Origin of the sequence: Streptomyces geranii (genome assembly GCF_002954775.1) — a bacterium.
In the GTDB taxonomy this organism is placed as follows: Bacteria; Actinomycetota; Actinomycetes; order Streptomycetales; family Streptomycetaceae; genus Streptomyces; species Streptomyces geranii.
Genome location: NZ_PJME01000017.1, coordinates 51,719 through 70,895, shown reverse-complemented (window position 1 = coordinate 70,895; position 19,177 = coordinate 51,719). Strand labels below are relative to the sequence as shown.

The window sequence follows — 19,177 nt, the reverse complement described above, 5'->3', positions numbered from 1 at the left end:
ACAGAACCGTTCGTACGATCGACAGCTCAGCACTGTAATCGACCGGGAACCGTCTGTTCAGGGGCCGGATTGGTATGCGGAATGTGGCATGACTGGGCACGAGTGATCCCCTACATGCCTTTTACGTCACCGCCGCTCAGGCCTCACGGCGCTACGCGTACCGCCGTCTGATCCGCTCCCGCGCCTCCCGCACCCGCGCCAGCCGTACGGCGATCCGCTCGCCGTCCGCCGCAGGGGTGCCCGGCGCCTCGGCCAGCTCGTTCAGCAGGTCGGCCAGCCAGGCCACGTCGACCCACTCCCGGGTCCCGGTGAGCAGACTGCCGAGGCGTCTGTCCAGGTCGGCCCAGTCGCCGAGGCCCGCCGCGATCACCGCGTGCAGGAAGTCGGAGGCGCCCTCGGTGAGGTCCCAGCCGGTGGCCAGCCGGTCCGCCTCGCGCCAGATCGGGCGGGCCGCCGCCGTGCCCCGCTCGCCGCCGACCGCGAGGGCCAGGCAGAAGGCGCCGCCCGCCTCGTGCAGGACGCGCATCCGCTGCGCGGTCTCACGCGCCGCCGCCCACTCCCCCGCCCTGCGCTGGGTGCGGGCCAGTTCCTCAAGACCGGCGGGCTCGGCAAGCCCGTGCCGCGCGGCCTCCGCGAGCGCCGCCGCCGCGTCCTCGGGGCGCCCGTCCAGCAGCTGGATCTGCGCGAGGGTGTGGTGCGCCCAGGCCAGGTCGTCGCCGATCACGAGGAAGCGGCCGAGGTCGGCGCGGGCGTCCTCGGGGCGGCCCACCGCCAGCAGCGTCATGATCCGCCGCATCAGATGCCAGGCGCCGCCAGGATCGAGCGCGACCGCCCGGTCCAGATCAGCCAACGCCTCGCCGTACAACCGCAGTTCATGCAGTACGGCGCCCCGGCAGCCGATCGCCCACACGCTGTCCGGGGACAGTGTGAGCGCCCGGTCCAGGTCGGCGCGGGCAGGGCCGAAGCGGCCGAGGCAGCGCAGCGCCTCACCCCGGTTCCACAGCGCCCACGCGCTCTCCGGCTCCAGTTCGACGGCCCGGTCGGCGTCCTCGTACGACGCCTCGTACCCGTCGGCCCGCCGGTGCACCACCGAACGCTGCACCAGCGCCCAGGCGTACGCCGGATACAGCTCCAGCGCCCGGCCCAGATCCGCCAGCGCCTCCGCGTGCCGCCCGAGCCGGCTGCGCGAGACGCCCCGGCTGGCGTACGCGGACGCGTACTCCGGGTCGAGTTCGAGGGCGCGGTCGTAGTCGGCGAGGGCCTCGGCGTCGCGGTCGGCGACCCGCAGCGCGTCACCGCGCTCGCACGCGACCCAGGCCAGCTCCGGCCCGAGGGCCACCGCCCGGTCCAGATCGGCGAGTTGACCGGCCTGCTCGCCGCGCGAACGGTGCACCCGGGCCCGCCGGACCAGCGCCCACACGTGCTCGGGGTCCAGTTCGAGGGCCCGGTCGAGATCGGCGAGGGCGCGCTCGGTGTCACCGGTGCCGTGCCGGGTGACACCCCGGGAGGCCCAGGCACCGGCGAGGTCGGGCCCGAGGACGACGGCCCGGTCCAGATCACGGACGGCCTCCTCGTGATGCCCGAGGATGCGGTGGTAGTCGCCGCGTACGAAGAGGATGCGGGCGGTGTCGGGGGCGAGTTCGTCGGCGCGGTCGAGGTCGGCGACGGCCGCGGCGTAGTCGCGCTGTTCGGCGCGGGTGACGCCCCGGCCGTAGTAGGCGCGCTCCAACTCCGGGTCCAGGGCGACGGCTTGCTCGTACTCGCCGAGTGCCTTGCCGTACTCCCGGCCCAGTCGCAGTTCGCGTCCGCGCAGCATGCGGGCGACGGCCTGGCCGCGCGCGTCGAGGCCGCCCCGGTTCAGCAGGAGCGCGAGGGCGCCGAGCACACCGCCGTCACCGCCGCCGGCGGTTCCGTAGGCACTCTCGCCGCTCTCGCCGCCCTCTCCGCCCGCCTCGCCGGGCTCTGCGGTCCCGGGCGAGGCGAGGGCGGCGAGCAGGTCGCGGCCCCAACGGCCCACGACCGGCGCCTCGTTGTCGTCGCCCGCCTCCACCAGGACGCGCGCCCAGCGCCGGGCGACCACCTCTCCCTGGTCGCAGGCGTCGACGACGTCCCGCAGGACGCCGGGCAGCGCGGTGCGCGGGGACGCGCACAGCAGGTGGTACGACTCCGCAAGCCGCAGCTCCCGCCACTCCTCCGTGGCCCACAACTCATCGGCAGGAAGCGGCACTTCTGCCTCTCCACGCCAGCGGGCGAAGGTCCCGGCGAGCCCGGTGTGCTGCTCGGTCCAGCGCCGCGGGGAGCGTCGGCGCTGCAGCCTGAGCATCGGGGCCCGTACGACGGCGTGGTACTGGATCCGGCCGCGGTCGCCGCGGTCGTCGACGAACGGCAGCGATCTCAACCACCCGAAGAGCAGGTCGAGTTCGGTCTCGTCGCCGGTCAGGCCGAGGACGGGCAGGGCGGCCCGGAAGATGTCCGCGTCCAGCCGCCGGGGCAGTGCGCAGGCGAGCGCGGTGGCCTGCCGCACCGGGTCGGTCTCCCACTTCAGGAACCGGCCCACGGCGGTCGCGCTCGGGTCGCCGATGTCGTCCGGGTCGGTGGGGCGGGCCTCGGCGAGGGTCGACACCAGCACCGGCAGCCCGCCGGTGAGCCGCAGCACCTCCTCGACGACCGGCTCGTCCGTCACGCCCCGGTCGGCGAGCAGGCCGCGCGCCTCGGCCTCGGTGAACGGCCCGAGCGGCACCTCGGTGACGAAGTCGGCGAAGCCGCCCCAGCGCCCGGTGTCGAAGGGGAGTTGACCGGCGGTGACGAGGACGAGGTTGGCGGGGAAGGAGAGGTCGCCGTAGCGGTCGGTGGTCATGATGTCGTGCAGCCAGCCGTCGAGGAACGGCCCGGTGCGCTCGTAGGTGTCGAGGAACAGGACGATCCAGGGCACGGCCGAGCAGATGTCGTCCAGTTCGGCGAGGAGCAACGGGGTGAGAACGCGCTCGGGTGCGAGGACGAGCTGGACGTCGTCCTGGTTGCGCAGTCGGGCGGCGATCCCGGCCCGTACCCGGTCGGCGCCCTGGGCGATCCGGTCGGCGTCGAGGGCGCCGGCGAACGGCCCCACGACCGGGATGAGTCCGGCCCCGACGAGCCCCATCCGGGCGACGGTCAGACTCCCGGTGGAGGGCCCCTCGGGCTGCGGTTCGAGGCTTTCGAGGCTCGCGACGGCGGACTCGGCCTCGTGCCGGCGCTCCCGGTGGGCCGCGAGCAGCCGCTCCAGTTCCTTGAACCGCCGTCCCTGTGCGGCGAACTGACGGCACATCACCGCCAGCGCCTCCGGCACACTGCCGACGCCCTCGTCGACGTACGCGGTGAGCGCGCCGCGTTCCTTGGCCTGCTGCTCCAACTCCCGTACCAGGAAGGTCTTTCCGACGCCGGCGTTGCCGTGCACATGGAAGCGGAAACGGTGGCGTTCGTCGTCCGGCGGCAGCTCGAAGTTGGCCCGGAAAGCGGCCCGTTCGGCACCGCGGCCGACGAAACCGGCGCGTCTGCGCTGCTGGATCAGCTGCCGCATCGACGGGCGCGACGGCTGGGGCATCGGCGGGTCTCCTCGGGTCCGGACGGGACTGATGGCTCGTACACAGTCTGGCCCAACTACCCGGCGAGTAACGAGAAGACGGGGCCCGAACGAATCCATAGAGTTATGCCATGACCACAACAGGTACCCCCCACCCCACCCGTACCTCACCCCCCACCCGCACCGCGCTCACCCTCGCCGCGACCCTCCTGACGGCGACGCTCGCCCTCTACACGGCCCTGGTCGCGCTGGGCAACATCACGGACTTCGACTCGAACCAGCAGTTCGTGCGCCATGTCCTCGCGATGGACACGACGTTCAAGGACGACGACCTGATGTGGCGGGCGATCACGTCGAAGGGCCTCCAGGACACGGCGTACGTGGCGATCATCGCGTGGGAGACGCTCGCCGCCCTCGTCCTGGTCGCCGGTACGTGGCTGTGGGTGCGCCGCGACGTCGAACGGGCGCGGCGGGTGTCGACGTACGGCCTGCTGATGCTGATGCTGCTGTTCGGCGCCGGGTTCATCGCGATCGGCGGGGAGTGGTTCGCGATGTGGCAGTCGGAGGACTGGAACGGGCTGGACGCGGCGACGCGGGTGTTCCTGCTGAGCGGGGTGGTGCTGCTGGTGATCCATCTGCCGGGCGCCACCGCACCCCGGACTGCCGACGACGAGTCGTAGGCAACCGCGCCGTCTGTGGGCCTACTTGACGACCGTCACCTCGGTGCCCGTGTCGCCGAAGGCCCACAGGGCGGTGCCGTCCGCCTTGGACATGCGGATGCCGCCCGTCTGCACGCCTGCGGACGCGGGCTGCGGCGAGGCGCCGTCGACGGCGTTGGAGAAGGCGATCGAGAGCCCGGAGCCGGTGGCGAAGAACATGACGTGCTCGATGGCGACCCCGTCGGAGCCGGTACGGGCCGCGTCGCGCTGTCCGACCGCGTACGTCCCCGGCGCCGGGCTCACCGACCCCGGCCACACCGCGAACGTACGCCGGGTCTGCTCGCTCGCGTCGACGAGCCAGACCCGCTTCTGCCCGAGCGAGTAGACGACCCGCCGCCCGGCCCCCGACCCGTCGGGCACGCCCGGCGCGGCGGCCTGGCTGGGCTTGGCGGAGGGCTGCGCCGAGGCGGACGCGCTGGGTCTGGCGGCGGCGGTGGCGTGGGGCTGCGGCCCCTGCTCGGCCTTGACGGCCAGCACGGCGACGACAGCGACGGCGCCCACGGTCAGACCGGTGACCCAGACCGATGAGGGAAGCCGTCGGGCAGCCACGGTCACGCATCTCCTCAGCTACGGAACCCGCCGCCGGGTGCTCCGCCGCGGGTCGGATCATCGTACTCCGATACGGGGTCCGCCCCTGGCCGGAAGGGTGCCGCCGGGGTCGTCAGTCCTGGTGGACGACGTTGCGGCCGGGGCCACCGCTGAGGGCGTCCTTGCCGGGGCCGCCATCGATCGTCGCGTCGACTTTCGCCTTGTTGGTCCGACCCGGCGCCGCTGTGTAGACGAAGGAGCGCTCGGGGCCCCTCGTCAGAGTGGCCGCCGGTTCCGCCCGGTGGCGACGGCGAGGGGCACGCAGGGTTGTGCGCAAAGAATCCCCACAGCATTGCCGGAGTGATTGACGAGCAGGGTGGTGCGATCTACCTTCTGATCGACTTTCCGAACCGAGTTCGAAATTTCGGCCAATTCGCTTACGTGACTGCGTACTTCACGTCTCCCTTCGCATGGAATTCACGCAGCCGCTCACTCCGCTCCCGGACCCGCATCCACCCCCGCTTGGAGACAAAGATGAGCGCAAGACCCCAGCCTTCCCGCCGTCTCTTCCTCGGCATGGCCGCCACAACCCCCCTGGCCGTGTCCGGCGTGCTGACCCTGGGCGCCGGCACCGCCCACGCGGCCGACTCGGCGTACGTGATGTGCTATTTCACCGAGTCGACGAGCCTGGGCCTGGGCACGGACTACGGCCTGCACCTGGCCGTGAGCACCGACTCCCTCAACTGGACGCCGCTGAACCAGAACGACCCGGTGGTCACCCCGACCGCGGGCGCGCTCGGTCTGCGGGACCCGTTCCTCATGCGGAAGCAGGACGGCACGTTCGTCGTCATCGCGACCGACCTCAAGGGCACGGACTGGTCGTACAACAGCCAGTACATCCACGTCTGGGACTCGGCCGACCTGCGCACCTTCACCGGCTACCGCCGCCTGAAACTCCACGACATGACCACCCACAGCTGGGCACCGGAGGCGTTCTGGGACGCGGGGCGGGGCCAGTACGCGGTGATCTACTCGTCGGTCAACTCCAGCGGCCACAACGTCATCATGGTCAACTACACGAGCGACTTCGTGACGGCGTCGGCACCGCAGGTGTTCTTCGACCCGGGCTATGACGTGATCGACGGGGACATGGCGGTAGGGGCGAACGGCTACAACTACCTCTTCTACAAGAAGAACCAGACGCTGGTATCGGCCCGCTCGACGTCCCTGGACCCCGGGAGCTTCACGGAGTACAGCGCGGGGGTGGCGCACGGCGGCACGGAGGCACCGACGGTCTTCAAGTCGCTGACGTCGAGCACGTATTACCTCTGGGGAGACACCTACACCCCGAACGGCGTCTTCTACGCGTGGCAGACGTCGGACCTGGCCTCGGGCACGTGGACGGCACTGGACCAGAAGACGTACACGCAGCCGGTCAACTCCAAGCACTGCGGCGTGGCGACGATCACGGCGACGGAGTACACCAACCTGCTGGCGAAGTGGGGCTCCCCGGCCTGGAACCGCCTCAAGTCGTACAACTACCCGGCGCGTTACATCCGCCACGCGAACTTCGTCGGCCGCATCGACGAGTACCCCTTCGACCTGTACACGGACTCGGAGTGGAAACTGGTCCCGGGCCTGGCGGACAGCACGGGCGTCTCGTTCCAGTCGGTGAACTACCCGACGCGGTACCTGCGGCACTACAACTACGCCCTCCAACTCGACGTGAACGACGGCACGTCGACGTTCGCGGGAGACGCGACGTTCTACCGGACGGCGGGGCTGGCGGACAGCTCGTGGGCGTCGTTCCGGTCGTACAACAACCCGACGCGGTACATACGGCACTCGAATTACGTGCTGCGGATCGACCCGGTTTCTACGGCTACTGAGCGGCAGGACGCTACTTTCAGGGTGGGGTACTGAGGCGGGCCGGTTCTGAACCGACTTGACCCGCTGTCGGTGCCGGGCGGTGTCCGGCACCGACACCGCCCGATACCCGGGGCCCTTCGCCTCAGGCGCCGCTCGTCAGGTGGCCGACGCCCCGGAGCGGTACTCACGAACGGCCAGGACGAGCAGAAGGACGCTGATAAGGGCGCCGAAGGCCGAGATCAGCGCACTGATGCGGTTGGTCATATGACCATCATTGACGACAGTCCCGGTCGGCAAAAGTGATCCAAGCGAGTCGTCCTGCTCTGCGCGCCGGTGAGCTGGCGCACCTGGAGTTGAGCGCACTGGCCCCCTGCCGTCCCCCTGCTAGGGTGCGCCGATGTCCTCGGTCAGGAAGTTCCAGGTCACCTTCGACTGCGCGGAGCCCGAGCGCGTCGCCCGCTTCTGGTGCGAGGTGTTGGGGTACGTCGTGCCGCCGGCCCCGGAGGGGTTCGCGACCTGGGCCGACTACGAGCGCTCGCTGCCGCCCGAGCGGCAGGGTGCGGGGTTCGTCTGCGGTGATCCCACGGGTGTCGGCCCGCGACTGTATTTCCAGCGTGTTCCGGAGGGCAAGGTCGTCAAGAACCGGGTGCATCTCGACGTGCGAGTCGGCACCGGACTCGTGGGTGAAGAGCGTCTCGCCGCGCTCGAAGCCGAGTGTGCGCGACTGATCCCGCTCGGGGCGACACGTGAGCGACTGCTGCTCGCCGACGAGCACAACGAGTCGTGCCTCGTGATGCTGGACATCGAGGGCAACGAGTTCTGCCTCGACTGAACCCCGACCGGGCCTCCCGCCCCTCCCTGAGGAGCCTGGCCCCGAACCTCATCTGCCACACATCCATCGACCCCGGCGTTTCGGCCACCCCCGGACCCGGGGTCGACCCGTGCGCCCCAGGGGTCGATGCATCTGCCACGGCACCCCCGTCGCGTAACCGCACGGAATCCGCTCCGGCTCAAATACGTGTGTTCGATATCGCCGCTGCTCTCGTTGACCCGTGCGTCGTCAGTTGGTCTCGTTCACAACGACCTTGCAGGGGAGCGCAGTTGACATCCATCGACGAGGACGCCAAGAGCACCCGACCCGAGAAAGCACAGACCGAGATTCCGCCACCCCCACCCGCGGAGATCGTCTACAGCGGCGAGCACTCCATCAACCCGCTGGGCGACGTGTCCTTCACGCAGCTGTGCGTCAAGTTGCCGTCCGTGCTGCGCGGCATCGCCCGTATGGCCTGGCGGCTCGACCGTGCCGCCGTCGTTCTGCTGCTGCTCTGCCAGGTGGTCACCGGCGTGGCCGCCGCCGTGCTGCTGACCGCCACCGGGCGGGCGATGCAACCGATCCTCGGGGGCGGCGCCGTGGCGGAGCGGTTCCAGCAGGCCCTGCCCGCGCTGCTCGTCGTCGCCGGTGCCGCCGCCTGCGGGCGGGTCGCCGGTGCGGTGTCCTGGTACGCCGACCGGAGGATCACGCCACCGCTCACAACTCACGCCGATACGGCCCTCGTCGAAGCCGTCTGCCGGGTTGAGGCCGCCGCCTACGCTCAGGACGGCTTCGCCGACCGGCAGGAGGCGGCGGAGATGGGGGTGGTGCGTACGCACGTCATGGTCAGCGACGCCCAGCGGTTCATGTCCGCCCTGATCAGGATGGTCGCCGCCAGCGGAGTGCTGTCGGTGCTCCACCCGCTGATGGTGCCGCTGCTCGTCCTGGCCGTGCTGCCCGCGGGCACCGGCGCGGTCCTCTCCGCCCGCGTCGACTACGAGATGCACTACGCGAACGTGGCCGACCGCAACGTACGCCACATGATGCGCTGGTGGGCCACCACGCCCAAGCACGGTGACGAGGTACGCGCCAACGGCATGACCGGCTACCTGCTGTTCTGGTACCGCGCGCTGTCCGAACGCATCGACCGGCGGCTACGGGCCGTCGCCCCGCGCACCCTGCGTATCGCGCTGGTGTCCTCCCTGGTGGGTGGGCTCTTCCTCGTGCTCACCTGGGCGGCGCTGGCCTGGCTGGCCGTGACCGGCCGGATCGAACTCGCCGTCGCCGCCCTGGCCGTCGTCGCCGTGCAGACCACCCTCGCCGCGCTGTCCCAGGTCGTCATCAACGGCGCCGCCCTCTTCCACACCAGCCTGTACCTCACCGACATGCAGGCCTTCCTCGACGACGCGGCCCAACGCGCCCCGCAGCGCGGCGAGTTGGGCGTCACCCTCCCGGTCGAGGAGATCCGGCTCGACGAGGCGGCGTACCGGTACCCGGGCAAGGAACGCCCCGCCGTAGACGGCGTGTCGCTCACCTTCCGCCGGGGCGAGATCGTCGCCGTCGTCGGCGAGAACGGCTCGGGCAAGTCGACGCTGCTCCGCCTGATCACCGGTATCTACCTGGCGGACAAGGGGAAAGTCACCTGGAACGGGGCCGATCTGGCGTCCGTGCACCAGGACGCCGTATGGGCCCGCACCGGACTCGTCCCGCAGCTCTTCGCCCAATGGCCGCTGCGCGTAAGGGAGAACGTGACCCTCGGCCAGCCCCGCTCCGAGGACGACGCGACGGTGTGGGAGGCCGTAGACGCCGTCGGTATGCGCGAGGCGGTCGACGACCTCCCGAACGGGATGGAGACCCTGCTCGCCCGGGAGGTGTTCGGCGGCGCCGAGTTGTCCGGCGGCCAGTGGCAGCGGCTCGCCTGCTCCCGCGCCCTGTACCGCCTCCCCGAACTCCTGATCCTCGACGAGCCGACCTCGCAGCTGGACCCGCGCGGCGAGCACAAGATCTTCGAGGAGATCAAGCGCGTCGCCGCCGACCGCATCACCATCGTCGTGACCCACCAGCTGGAGAACACGAAGATCGCCGACCGGGTGGTGGTCATGGAGCACGGCCGGGTGATCGAGCAGGGCGGGTACGAGGATCTCGTCCACGCCGGCGGTCTCTTCGCGGAACTCCTCCGCCTGGCCAAGGACCGGTAGCCCCCCGACCACCTTCACGGCATCGAAGTGCCCCCTCAATCCAACACAGGCAACAACTCCGGCAAATGCCCGTCCGAAACAGCCGCCGCCCGCTGCCGTTCCTCCGTGACCTCCCCGTACAGGGTGGTCCGGGGTCGGGCCGGACGGCCTGCTGCCTCCGCGACCGCGATCAGTTCCTTCACCGACTTGTACGAGCCGTAACTCGACCCCGCCATACGGGAGATGGTCTCCTCCATCAGCGTGCCGCCCAGGTCGTTCGCGCCCGAGCGGAGCATCTCTGCCGCGCCCTCCGTCCCCAGCTTCACCCAGCTCGTCTGGATGTTGGGGATGTGGGTGTGCAGGAGGAGGCGGGCCATCGCGATGACCGCGCGGTTGTCGCGCATCGTCGGGCCGGGGCGGGCGATGCCGGCCAGGTACACCGGGGCGTTGGTGTGGATGAAGGGGAGTGTCACGAACTCCGTGAAGCCGCCCGTCTGTTGCTGGATGCGGGCCAGGGTGCGGAAGTGGCCGAGCCAGTGGCGGGGCTGGTCCACGTGGCCGTACATCATCGTCGAGGACGAGCGGATGCCCAGCTCGTGGGCCGTCGTCACGACCTCGATCCACGTCGCCGTCGGCAGTTTGCCCTTGGTCAGGACCCAGCGGACCTCGTCGTCCAGGATCTCCGCCGCCGTGCCGGGGATCGTGTCGAGTCCCGCCTCCTTCGCGGCCGTCAGCCACTCGCGGATCGACAGCCCGGTGCGGGTCGCGCCGTTCACCACCTCCATGGGTGAGAACGCGTGTACGTGCATCCCGGGGACCCTCTCCTTCACCGCCCTCGCGATGTCGAAGTACGCCGTGCCCGGCAGGTCCGGGTGGATGCCGCCCTGCATGCAGACCTCGACCGCCCCCACCTCCCAGGCCTGTTGGGCGCGGTCCGCCACCTGGTCCAGCGACAGGGTGTACGCGTCCGCGTCCGTTCGGCGTTGGGCGAAGGCGCAGAAACGGCAGCCGGTGTAGCAGACGTTGGTGAAGTTGATGTTCCGCGTGACGATGTAGGTGACGTCGTCGCCGACCGCCGACTTCCTTACGTCGTCGGCCACTTGGCACAGGGCGTCCAGCGCCGGGCCGTCCGCGTGGAACAGGGCCAGCGCCTCCGCGTCGGTCAGGCGCGTCGGGTCGTCCGCCGCCGTCGCCAGTGCCGACCGTACGTCCGTGTCAATGCGCTCCGGCACCATCCCGGGCGCCGCCGCCTCCCGCAGGGCGCCCCAGTCGCCGTACACCTCGTCGAAGTCGTCGCGGCGGTCGGACGTACGGCCGTCGGTGTCGATGGTGGTGTGGAGGTCCGTGCGGCCGGAGGACACGAAGACCTCCTCCGGTTCCTGCCACGGGTGGCCCTCGACCACCGCGTCCGGCCGCGCCAGGCCCGTCTCCGGGTCCGCGAGCGCCCGTACGTGCGGGAGCAGGCGCGGGTCCAGCCATGGTTCGCCGCGCTGTACGAACTCCGGGTAGACGCAGAGGCGTTCGCGCAGTTCGAAGCCGACCGCCGCTGATTTCGCGGCCAGTTCCTCGATCTGGGGCCAGGGGCGTTCCGGGTTCACGTGGTCGATCGTGATCGGGGAGACCCCGCCCCAGTCGTCGATGCCCGCGCCGATCAGGCGCTCGTACTCGGAGTCGACCAGGTTGGGTGGGGCTTGCAAACACGCCGCCGGGCCCAGCAGCAGCCGTGCCACCGCCACCGTCGCGACCAGCTCGTCGAGTTCCGCGTCCGGCATGCCGCGCATCGCCGTGTCCGGCTTGGCGCGGAAGTTCTGGATGATCAGTTCCTGGACGGAGTGGTAGGCCCTCGACACCTTCCTCAGCGCGAAGAGGGACTCCGCGCGCTCCTCGTACGTCTCGCCGATGCCGATCAGGATGCCCGAGGTGAAGGGGACCGATGACCGGCCCGCGTCCTCCAACACCCGCAGCCTCACGGCCGGTTCCTTGTCCGGGGAGCCGTAGTGCGGGCCGCCCGGCTCGGACCAGAGGCGGGTCGCCGTCGTTTCGAGCATCATCCCCATGCTCGGCGCCACCGGCTTCAGGCGCTGGAAGTCGGTCCAGGACATCACCCCGGGGTTGAGGTGGGGCAGCAGGCCCGTCTCCTCCAGGATGCGGATCGAGATGGCGCGTACGTACGCGATCGTGTCGTCGTAGCCGTGCGCGTCGAGCCACTCGCGGGCCTCCGGCCAGCGGTCCTCGGGCTTGTCGCCGAGGGTGATCAGGGCTTCCTTGCAGCCGAGGGCGGCGCCGCGACGGGCGATGTCGAGGACCTCGTCCGGGGACATGAACATTCCATGGCCCGCCCGGCGGAGCTTGCCGGGCACCGTCACGAAGGTGCAGTAGTGGCATTTGTCACGGCAGAGGCGGGTGAGGGGGATGAAGACGCTCTTCGAGTACGTGATGACGCCGGGGCGGCCCGCCGCCGCCAGGCCGGCGTCGCGGACGCGGGCGGCGGAGGCGGTGAGGTCGCCGAGGGCCTCGCCGCGGGCCTGGAGGAGCACCGCCGCCTCGCTGACGTCGAGGGCGACGCCGTCACGGGCACGTTTGAGGGCGCGACGCATGGAGTTCTCGGTCGGGCCGGAGGCGCCTGGGCGCTCGGTGGGGCCGGTTCCGGAGGTCTCGGGAGTCGTCATCCTTCGAGCATACGATCGATGTGATCAGGTCTTGCAGGGACCGCCCTGTCCGTTCGGGCGGCCGGACGTTACAGGGCGGCACTGTCGGCCGGGCGCCGGCGAAGCTCTCCCGAGCCGGTGGCACCTGGGTATGACTTCGGGCGTACGACCACGGAGCTACCCGGCCGGGGGACTACAGGTACGGGGCGTAGCCGTCCAGCAGGGTCAGGATCTCGGCCTCGCCGGCCGGCGGCAGCTGCACCACGGCCTCCTCGATGCCGAGGTCGGCGTAATGGGCGAGCTTGCCCGGGGTGGGCTGGACGGCGTACGGGACGACCTGGAGGGCGGCCGGGTCGCGGCCCGCGTCGGCCCACACCGAGCGCAGCACGGGCAGCGACTCGGACAGCCCGCGCCCGCCGATCGGCAGCCAGCCGTCCGCGTACTCGCTGATGTGGGCGAAGAGTTTCGGCCCCGCCGAACCGCCGATGAGCGTGCGCGGTCCGACGACCGGACCACGCGGCTTCTGGACCGGCTTCGGGTACGCGGTGCTCGCCCGCACGCTCCCGAACTCCCCCTCGTACGCGGTCGGTTCGTCCGACCACAGGGCGCGCATCAGCGCCATCCGGTCCCGGATCAGATCACGCCGCGTACGCCATTCGACGCCGTGGTCGGCGGCCTCCTCGACGTTCCAGCCGTAGCCGAGGCCGAGGGTGAAACGGCCGCCGGAGAGGTGGTCGAGGGTGGCGATCTGCTTGGCGAGGTCGATCGGGTCGTGCTGGGCGACGAGCGTGATGCCCGTGCCGAGGGCGAGCCGCTCGGTGACGGCGGCGGCCTGACCGAGCGCGACGAAGGGGTCGAGCGTACGGCCGTACTCGGGCGGCAGCTCGCCGCCGGCCGGGTACGGGGTGGTCCGCTCGACCGGGATGTGCGTGTGCTCGGGCAGGTACAGCCCGGCGAACCCGCGCTGTTCCAGCTCACGGGCGAGCCGGGTCGGGGTGATCGTCTCGTCGGTGAGGAAGATCGTGACGGCTAGGCGCATGTCCATATCTGTACCGGGCGGCAGGCCGTCTGTCCATACCGACCGGTCGGCATCGGTCGAAGGTCACGCACGCTCGAAAGACGGCGATATCCCGGCGACACCCCTGTCTTGTACGGGAGTTCACTCCGGGACCCGAGAGTGGCTATGAAGAGAGACACACGCCACCACTGCCTCACCCACGTCACACCGACTTCCTGGGAGCAGCAGCATGTGCGAAGACGACGACCACGGAACCGGCACAGGAAACGGCCTGGCCAGGCGCGCGCTGTTCGTGACGGGAGCCGCCGCCGCGCTTACGTTGGGAAGCGTGACCTTCACCGACGGCACCCCGGCCGAGGCGACCCCCGGCACCGAGACGAAGACGGTACGGGGGACGCTCCCGACCGGCTCCCCCGACTTCGTCTATCTGCCTGTCGAAATCCCTTCCGGCGTACGGGAGTTGAGGGTCTCGTACACCTACGACCGCCCGTCCGTCCCGGCCGGCACCGCGGGCAACGCGCTCGACATCGGTGTCTTCGACCAGCGCGGCACCGAACTGGGCGGCAAGGGCTTCCGGGGCTGGTCGGGCGGCGCGCGCACGGAGTTCTTCGTCCGCGCGGACGACGCGACGCCCGGTTACATCCCCGGCCCGGTGAAGGCGGGCACCTGGCACATCGCGCTGGGCCCGTACACGGTCTCCCCGCAGGGCCTCGCGTACGAGATCACCATCACGCTGACCTACGGCGAGCCCGGTGAGGTCGTGGACCCGGTCTACCCGCCGGAGCGCGCGAAGGGGCGGGGCCGGGCCTGGTACCGGGGCGACTGCCATCTGCACTCCTGGTACTCGGACGGCCGCCGAACCCCGGCCGAGATCGCGGCGCTGGCGCGGGCGGCGGGCCTGGACTTCATCAACTCGTCCGAGCACAACACCCAATCAGCGCACGCCCATTGGGCGTCGGAAGCGGGCGACGACCTCCTCATCATGGTCGGCGAGGAGGTCACGACCCGCAACGGTCACGTCGTCGCGCTCGGGATCGACCCGGGCACGTTCGTGGACTGGCGCTACCGGGCCCGCGACAACCGCTTCGGCAAGTACGCCCGCCGGATCCGCCGCGCCGGCGGCCTGGTCGTCCCGGCCCACCCGCACGCCACCTGCGTCGGCTGCAACTGGAAGTTCGGCTTCGACGACGCGGACGCGGTGGAGGTGTGGAACGGCGCCTACTCGCCCGAGGACGAGGTGGCGCTGGCGGACTGGGACGGCATGCTGGTCGCCTCCGTGCGGGAGGGCGGCCGGGACTGGATTCCGGCGATGGGCAACAGCGACGCCCACCGCGACCCCGACCCGGTGGGCGTCCCGCAGACGGTCGTCCTGGCCGACGACCTGACCCGGGAGGCGATCCAGGAGGGCTTGCGGGCGGGCCGCTCGTACGTGGCCGAGTCCAAGTCGGTCGCCCTCGCCTTCACGGCGTCCGGTCCGAAGGGCGAACACGCGGACATCGGGGGCCGGTTGAAGGTCGCGAAGGACGTCCCGGTCACGGTCCGCCTGGAGGTCTCCGGCGCCCCGCGCTGCACGGTCCGCTTCGTGACGGACCAGGGCGTGCTGTTCACCAGCGCGGTGCTGCCGGTGGCGGGCGCGGGGGTCGTGGAGTGGCGTACGACGGCTCAGTACGCGGCGTACGTACGGGCGGAGGTGCGGCACGAGGCGGTGCTGGCGCCGCTGCCGGGGGCGTTGGCGGCGTTCACGAACCCGATCTTCCTGGGGCGGTAGGCACGGGAGCCGAACCCGCACCCTGCTCGGACCGGATGCGGACTGCATGGGAACTGCAGGGAAACTGCATCGGGACTGCGCGCCCTCTGCAGCGGGCCGGCCGACAGTGGTGGGGCAAGCCGTCGACCTGCCTCACCAAGGGGAACTCATGCGCAAGCGCACCATCGCACTCACGGCGGCGTCCGCGGCCCTCGCGGGCGTCGTCGCCATGGCACCCGCCGCCTCCGCCGAGCCGAACCCGCCCGGCTGCGAAAAGGGGTACTTCTGCGTCTACTCCGGCCAGAACCAGACCGGCACGCTCGTGGTGAAGACCTTCGGCGACTGGTCGGGCAGCGCCGGCGGCCGATCCACCTTCAACAACGGCGTGGCCGCCCCTGGTGCCGACCACATCCAGCTGACGTACACCTACCACGGCGCCACGTACGAGCGCTGCCTCCACTTCAACCCCGGCCCGGGCGACTACAAGTTGAACTTCGACACCGGCGTGGTGTTCAAGTCGGCGGTGTGGCGCGGGGAGTGCTGACGGCCCGACAGAGACCGTTTGAGGCGGCACCACGGCGTACAGCCCCTCGGGCGTACGCCCCTCAGGCGGACGCCAGATCCGCCACCACCGCCGCGTGATCGGACGGCCAGATGCCCTCCACGACCCGGTGCCCGGCCCGTTCCACCTTGCGCACATGCCCGAGCCCGCCCCGCCCGGGCGGCCCGACGAAGACGTAGTCGATCCGCGCGCTGGGCCCGAACCCGGCGGCCACATACGGATTGGCGGCGTCCCAAGTAGCGGACGGAGCCGCCGGGTCGGCCAACTCCCACGCGTCCAGGAACACTTGGCCCGGAACGGCGGGGGCGGTCTTGTAACCGCCCAGCAGCCGGATCTCGTCGGAGTCGGGCCAGGCGTTGAAGTCACCGGTGATGACCGGCGGGTAGGCGGTGCCGTCACGGTGTCCCGCCACGAACTCCGCGACTGCGGTGACCTGTTGGCAGCGCACGGCGGAGGCGTGGGGCGCGGAGGTGAGGTGGGTGGTGAAGAAGGGGACGTGATGGCCGGGGGCGGCGAGGCGGGCGTACAACGCGAGCCGTCCGTCGTCCAGTTCGTCGGGGGCCGGCAGCCGCATCGACTCGCTCTCGACGACGGGCCAACGGCTCAGCACCGCGTTGCCGACGTCGACCTTCGCACCGCCGATCCGCCGCTGCCAGCGCTCGGGGACGGCGGAGGGAGCCCAGGTCCAGTGCAGGCCCAGTTCGTCGGCGAGCCAGCCGGCGAGGTTCTCCCCGCCGCACTCCCAGACCTCCTGCAGCCCGACGACATCGGGCCGCAGCTCCCGCAGCACGGCCAGAATCGCCTTCTGCCGCGCCTCCCACGGCCCGAACCGCCACCACAGGTTCCAGGTCACCACGCGCACACTCGCCACCGCCCGCCCAATTCGCCCAGCCCTTGCCCCACTGGGAGACCATTCAAGAGCACGCGACAGCAGTGGCACGAACGCAGGAGGCACCGAACCGACATGTCCCGCTTCACGGAGTTCAGATTCAAGGCGGCCACCACCTTCCAGCGCCGCATCGGCAACCCCGTAACCCGCCGCCTCCCCTTCCAGACCCTCCTGGAGACCACGGGCCGCACGTCCGGCCTCCCCCGGGTCACCCCGCTCGGTGGCCGCCGGGTCGGCGACGAGTTCTGGCTGGTCTCGGAGTTCGGCGAGAAGTCCCAGTACGTACGGAACATCAAGGCGAACCCGAGGGTGCGCGTGCGGGTCGGCGGGCGGTGGCATGTGGGTACGGCGCATCTGCTGCCGGACGACGATCCGGTCGCCCGGCTGCGCATGCTGCCGAAGGTGAACAGCACGGGCGTACGGGCGATGGGGACGAGTCTGCTCACGGTGCGGGTGGATCTGGAGGGCTGAACCTGCCCGGGCCGGGCCGGGGACCGCGTACGTGTCATTCGGGGCGGCTGAAGCGGTGGGCGGCCCACAGCAGGGCCAGGACCCCGGTGGTGAGGAGAACGGCGCCCTCCAGGAGCAACGGGGGCTGCCAGTCGTACCACTCGATGCCCGCGGTGGTCGCGCGGTCCGGTACCCACAGCGCGATGCAGCGGCGGAGCAGGTCCACTCCGTACGCGAGCGGGTTGACCGCGGCCAGGGCGCGTGCCGGGCCCGGCAGGTTCTCCAGCGGGAAGAAGCCGCCGGAGAGGAACAGCAGGGGCACCATCACCAGGCCGAGCAGCATGTGGAAGGTCTCGGGCCGGCTCAGGCACACGGCCAGCATCAGGGACAGGGCCGTGATGGTGAAGGAGGCCAGGATCATGCCGGCCAGGAGCAGGGCGAGCAGCAGCGGGTCGTAGGGCAGGCCGACGGTGCCGCCCAGGCCGAGCAGGACGGCGCCCTGGACGGTGGAGACGATGGTGCCGCCCGCGCAGCTGCCGAGCAGCAGGGTGGACCGGCTGACCGGGGCCATGAGGAGTTCGCGCAGATAGCCGCTCTGCCGGTCGGTGATCAGGCGGATCCCGACCACGACGGCCGGTGCCTGCACCGTCATCATCAGCACGCCCGGGAAGAGGTACGTCTGGTACCCGACTCCCAGCGAGGAGTGCGGGATCAGGGCGGCCAGGCCGCCGCCGAGGACGAAGAGGTAGAGCACCGGCTGGAGCAGCATGAGGGCGGTGTGGGTGCGCTGGGCCGCCAGGCGCAGCAGATCGCGGTGGACCAGGGCGTGGACCGCGCGCAGTTCACGGCGCAGGGCGGTCCCCGGCTCGCGGCCGGGGTCGGCGGAGGGGTGTGCGGGGGCGTCAGGGGCCGGGTGCGCGGGGGCGGCGGTCATGAGGCCTCCTCCGTGGCCTGGGTGGTTGCGCCCGGGGCCGGGGCGGCCGGTGTCCGGTGGGGCTGCGGCGTGTGGATGCTGCGGCCGGTGTGGTGGAAGAAGACGTCGTCGAGTGTCGGCGGGGTCGCGGACGCGGCTCGCACCGCGATGCCGTGGGCCTCAAGTGCCGCGCACAGCCGGGGAATCCAGGCGCTGCCGTCGGGCACGCGCACGGACACCCCCTCGGTGTCCCGGGTGACGACGAGACCCGGCGGCACGGTCCGGCCCACGACCTGCCGGGCCGTCTCGTCGTCGCCGGTGCGCAGCACCACCAGGTCGTCCCCGATCTCGGACTTCAGCGCGAGGGGCGTGCCCTGGGCGACGAGCCGGCCGTGGTCGATGATGCCGAGGCGGTCGCAGTTCTCCGCCTCCTCCAGGTAGTGGGTGGTGACGAAGAGCGTGCTGCCGTGCAGGTCGCGCAGGACGCGGAGGTGCTCCCAGACCTGGGCGCGGGCGTGCGGGTCGAGTCCGGTGGTCGGCTCGTCGAGGAACAGCACCCGGGGCTCGTGCAGCAGGCCGCGGGCCAGCTCCAGGCGGCGGCGCATACCGCCGGACAGGGTGCGTACCGGGGCCCGCCTCCGGTCGGCCAGCCCGACCGTTTCCAGCGTCTCGGTGACGCGCGCGCGGGCGTGGCGGCGGCGCAGTCCGTAGAGGCGGGCGTGGATGTACAGGTTCTGTTCGGCCGTCAGGTCCGGGTCCAGGGCGCTGTGCTGGAAGAGCATCCCGACCGACCGTCGTACCCGGTCCGGCCGGGCGACCACGTCGGCGCCCGCCACCGTGGCCTGTCCGGCGGTGGGGCGGGCGATGGCACACAGCAGGGAGACGGTGGTGGACTTCCCCGCGCCGTTGGGGCCGAGGAAGGCGTAGGTCTCGCCCTGGCGCACGTCCAGGTCCAGGCCGCGCACGGCGTGCACGGTGGTCCCGTCCGGGCCGGGGTAGTTCTTGACCAGACCGCGCGTGCTGATGGCGTACGCCGACTGGGCGGCGGACCGCGTGCCGCCCGGTTCCGTGGGGGCGGCGGTCAGGAGGGGCGCTCGGGTACGGGCGTCGTCACCTGCTGCTGGTGGCTGCATGGCCGGGTCCTCGTCTGCGGGAGATACGGAACATGCGGGACATACGGGGGAGGGGTCTTCCGCGTCTACGGGAGGGGGGTCGTCCGCGTCTGCGTCTGAGGGAGAGGGGTCATGTGCGTCTATGGGAGAAGGGCTGTCCGCGTCTGCGAGAAGG

The 19,177-nt window shown here is 71.3% G+C and carries 15 protein-coding genes; 7 read left to right on the top strand and 8 right to left on the bottom strand.

The annotated features are described in order from the left end of the window. Positions 1-151: 151 nt before the first annotated feature. Positions 152-3,580, bottom strand: a complete 3,429-nt coding sequence (locus CW359_RS22875) for an ATP-binding protein (protein WP_105971952.1) — start codon at positions 3,578-3,580, stop codon at positions 152-154. Between the two features lie 110 nt (positions 3,581-3,690). On the opposite strand from CW359_RS22875, the gene CW359_RS22870 reads away from it, so the two are divergent. Then, complete coding sequence (locus CW359_RS22870; RefSeq protein ID WP_105971951.1) at positions 3,691-4,239, top strand: DUF2165 domain-containing protein; 549 nt, start codon at positions 3,691-3,693, stop codon at positions 4,237-4,239. A 21-nt stretch (positions 4,240-4,260) separates the two neighbouring features. Here CW359_RS22870 and CW359_RS22865 read toward each other — a convergent pair whose 3' ends face one another. Both CW359_RS22865 and CW359_RS45395 read right to left on the bottom strand, forming a co-directional pair. Then, on the bottom strand, positions 4,261-4,833 hold the full coding sequence (locus CW359_RS22865) for a hypothetical protein (protein WP_105971950.1): 573 nt from the start codon (positions 4,831-4,833) through the stop codon (positions 4,261-4,263). A 106-nt stretch (positions 4,834-4,939) separates the two neighbouring features. Beyond that, positions 4,940-5,143: a hypothetical protein gene (locus CW359_RS45395; protein ID WP_157968621.1), complete on the bottom strand. Its 204-nt coding sequence runs from the start codon at positions 5,141-5,143 to the stop codon at positions 4,940-4,942. Between the two features lie 197 nt (positions 5,144-5,340). Between CW359_RS45395 and CW359_RS22860 the strand changes: the two genes are divergently transcribed. From CW359_RS22860 to CW359_RS22850, 3 genes are all read left to right on the top strand, one after another. Then, positions 5,341-6,729 (top strand): glycoside hydrolase family 43 protein, encoded by a 1,389-nt coding sequence (locus CW359_RS22860; protein WP_105971949.1) that lies wholly within the window; start codon positions 5,341-5,343, stop codon positions 6,727-6,729. 343 nt (positions 6,730-7,072) lie between these two features. Continuing rightward, positions 7,073-7,507, top strand: coding sequence for a VOC family protein (locus CW359_RS22855; RefSeq protein WP_105971948.1), 435 nt, complete (start codon positions 7,073-7,075; stop codon positions 7,505-7,507). 449 nt (positions 7,508-7,956) lie between these two features. Then, positions 7,957-9,684 (top strand): ATP-binding cassette domain-containing protein, encoded by a 1,728-nt coding sequence (locus CW359_RS22850; RefSeq protein ID WP_232838548.1) that lies wholly within the window; start codon positions 7,957-7,959, stop codon positions 9,682-9,684. Positions 9,685-9,719: 35 nt separating this feature from the next. Here CW359_RS22850 and CW359_RS22845 read toward each other — a convergent pair whose 3' ends face one another. Both CW359_RS22845 and CW359_RS22840 read right to left on the bottom strand, forming a co-directional pair. After that, entirely contained in the window at positions 9,720-12,332 is a 2,613-nt protein-coding gene (locus CW359_RS22845; protein WP_105971947.1) for a bifunctional FO biosynthesis protein CofGH, read from the bottom strand. Positions 12,333-12,504: 172 nt separating this feature from the next. Beyond that, a complete protein-coding gene (locus tag CW359_RS22840; protein WP_105972031.1) occupies positions 12,505-13,350 on the bottom strand; it encodes an LLM class F420-dependent oxidoreductase in 846 nt (281 codons plus the stop codon). 208 nt (positions 13,351-13,558) lie between these two features. On the opposite strand from CW359_RS22840, the gene CW359_RS22835 reads away from it, so the two are divergent. Both CW359_RS22835 and CW359_RS22830 read left to right on the top strand, forming a co-directional pair. After that, entirely contained in the window at positions 13,559-15,097 is a 1,539-nt protein-coding gene (locus CW359_RS22835; RefSeq protein ID WP_105971946.1) for a CehA/McbA family metallohydrolase, read from the top strand. A 148-nt stretch (positions 15,098-15,245) separates the two neighbouring features. Continuing rightward, positions 15,246-15,620 (top strand): peptidase inhibitor family I36 protein, encoded by a 375-nt coding sequence (locus tag CW359_RS22830; RefSeq protein ID WP_105971945.1) that lies wholly within the window; start codon positions 15,246-15,248, stop codon positions 15,618-15,620. Positions 15,621-15,681: 61 nt separating this feature from the next. On the opposite strand, the gene CW359_RS22825 is transcribed toward CW359_RS22830, so the two are convergent. Continuing rightward, positions 15,682-16,500: an endonuclease/exonuclease/phosphatase family protein gene (locus CW359_RS22825; protein WP_198655345.1), complete on the bottom strand. Its 819-nt coding sequence runs from the start codon at positions 16,498-16,500 to the stop codon at positions 15,682-15,684. Positions 16,501-16,602: 102 nt separating this feature from the next. Between CW359_RS22825 and CW359_RS22820 the strand changes: the two genes are divergently transcribed. After that, entirely contained in the window at positions 16,603-16,998 is a 396-nt protein-coding gene (locus tag CW359_RS22820; RefSeq protein WP_105971943.1) for a nitroreductase family deazaflavin-dependent oxidoreductase, read from the top strand. Positions 16,999-17,032: 34 nt separating this feature from the next. On the opposite strand, the gene CW359_RS22815 is transcribed toward CW359_RS22820, so the two are convergent. Both CW359_RS22815 and CW359_RS22810 read right to left on the bottom strand, forming a co-directional pair. Continuing rightward, positions 17,033-17,911 carry an ABC transporter permease gene (locus CW359_RS22815; protein ID WP_105971942.1) on the bottom strand — a complete coding sequence of 293 codons (879 nt, stop codon included), beginning with the start codon at positions 17,909-17,911 and terminating at the stop codon, positions 17,033-17,035. Continuing rightward, positions 17,908-19,023 (bottom strand): ATP-binding cassette domain-containing protein, encoded by a 1,116-nt coding sequence (locus CW359_RS22810; RefSeq protein WP_105971941.1) that lies wholly within the window; start codon positions 19,021-19,023, stop codon positions 17,908-17,910. The genes CW359_RS22815 and CW359_RS22810 overlap by 4 nt, the downstream gene beginning before the upstream one ends. Positions 19,024-19,177: the final 154 nt, after the last annotated feature.

Excerpts from the sequence above, each read along its gene's own strand:
- CW359_RS22875 (WP_105971952.1), bottom strand. The coding sequence starts at position 3,580 with ATGCCCCAGCCGTCGCGCCCGTCGATGCGGCAGCTGATCCAGCAGCGC.
- CW359_RS22845 (WP_105971947.1), bottom strand. The coding sequence starts at position 12,332 with ATGACGACTCCCGAGACCTCCGGAACCGGCCCCACCGAGCGCCCAGGC.
- CW359_RS22870 (WP_105971951.1), top strand. The coding sequence starts at position 3,691 with ATGACCACAACAGGTACCCCCCACCCCACCCGTACCTCACCCCCCACC.
- CW359_RS22840 (WP_105972031.1), bottom strand. The coding sequence starts at position 13,350 with ATGCGCCTAGCCGTCACGATCTTCCTCACCGACGAGACGATCACCCCG.
- CW359_RS22855 (WP_105971948.1), top strand. The coding sequence starts at position 7,073 with ATGTCCTCGGTCAGGAAGTTCCAGGTCACCTTCGACTGCGCGGAGCCC.
- CW359_RS22850 (WP_232838548.1), top strand. The coding sequence starts at position 7,957 with ATGGCCTGGCGGCTCGACCGTGCCGCCGTCGTTCTGCTGCTGCTCTGC.
- CW359_RS22815 (WP_105971942.1), bottom strand. The coding sequence starts at position 17,911 with ATGACCGCCGCCCCCGCGCACCCGGCCCCTGACGCCCCCGCACACCCC.
- CW359_RS22810 (WP_105971941.1), bottom strand. The coding sequence starts at position 19,023 with ATGCAGCCACCAGCAGCAGGTGACGACGCCCGTACCCGAGCGCCCCTC.
- CW359_RS22860 (WP_105971949.1), top strand. The coding sequence starts at position 5,341 with ATGAGCGCAAGACCCCAGCCTTCCCGCCGTCTCTTCCTCGGCATGGCC.
- CW359_RS22820 (WP_105971943.1), top strand. The coding sequence starts at position 16,603 with ATGTCCCGCTTCACGGAGTTCAGATTCAAGGCGGCCACCACCTTCCAG.
- CW359_RS22830 (WP_105971945.1), top strand. The coding sequence starts at position 15,246 with ATGCGCAAGCGCACCATCGCACTCACGGCGGCGTCCGCGGCCCTCGCG.
- CW359_RS22835 (WP_105971946.1), top strand. The coding sequence starts at position 13,559 with ATGTGCGAAGACGACGACCACGGAACCGGCACAGGAAACGGCCTGGCC.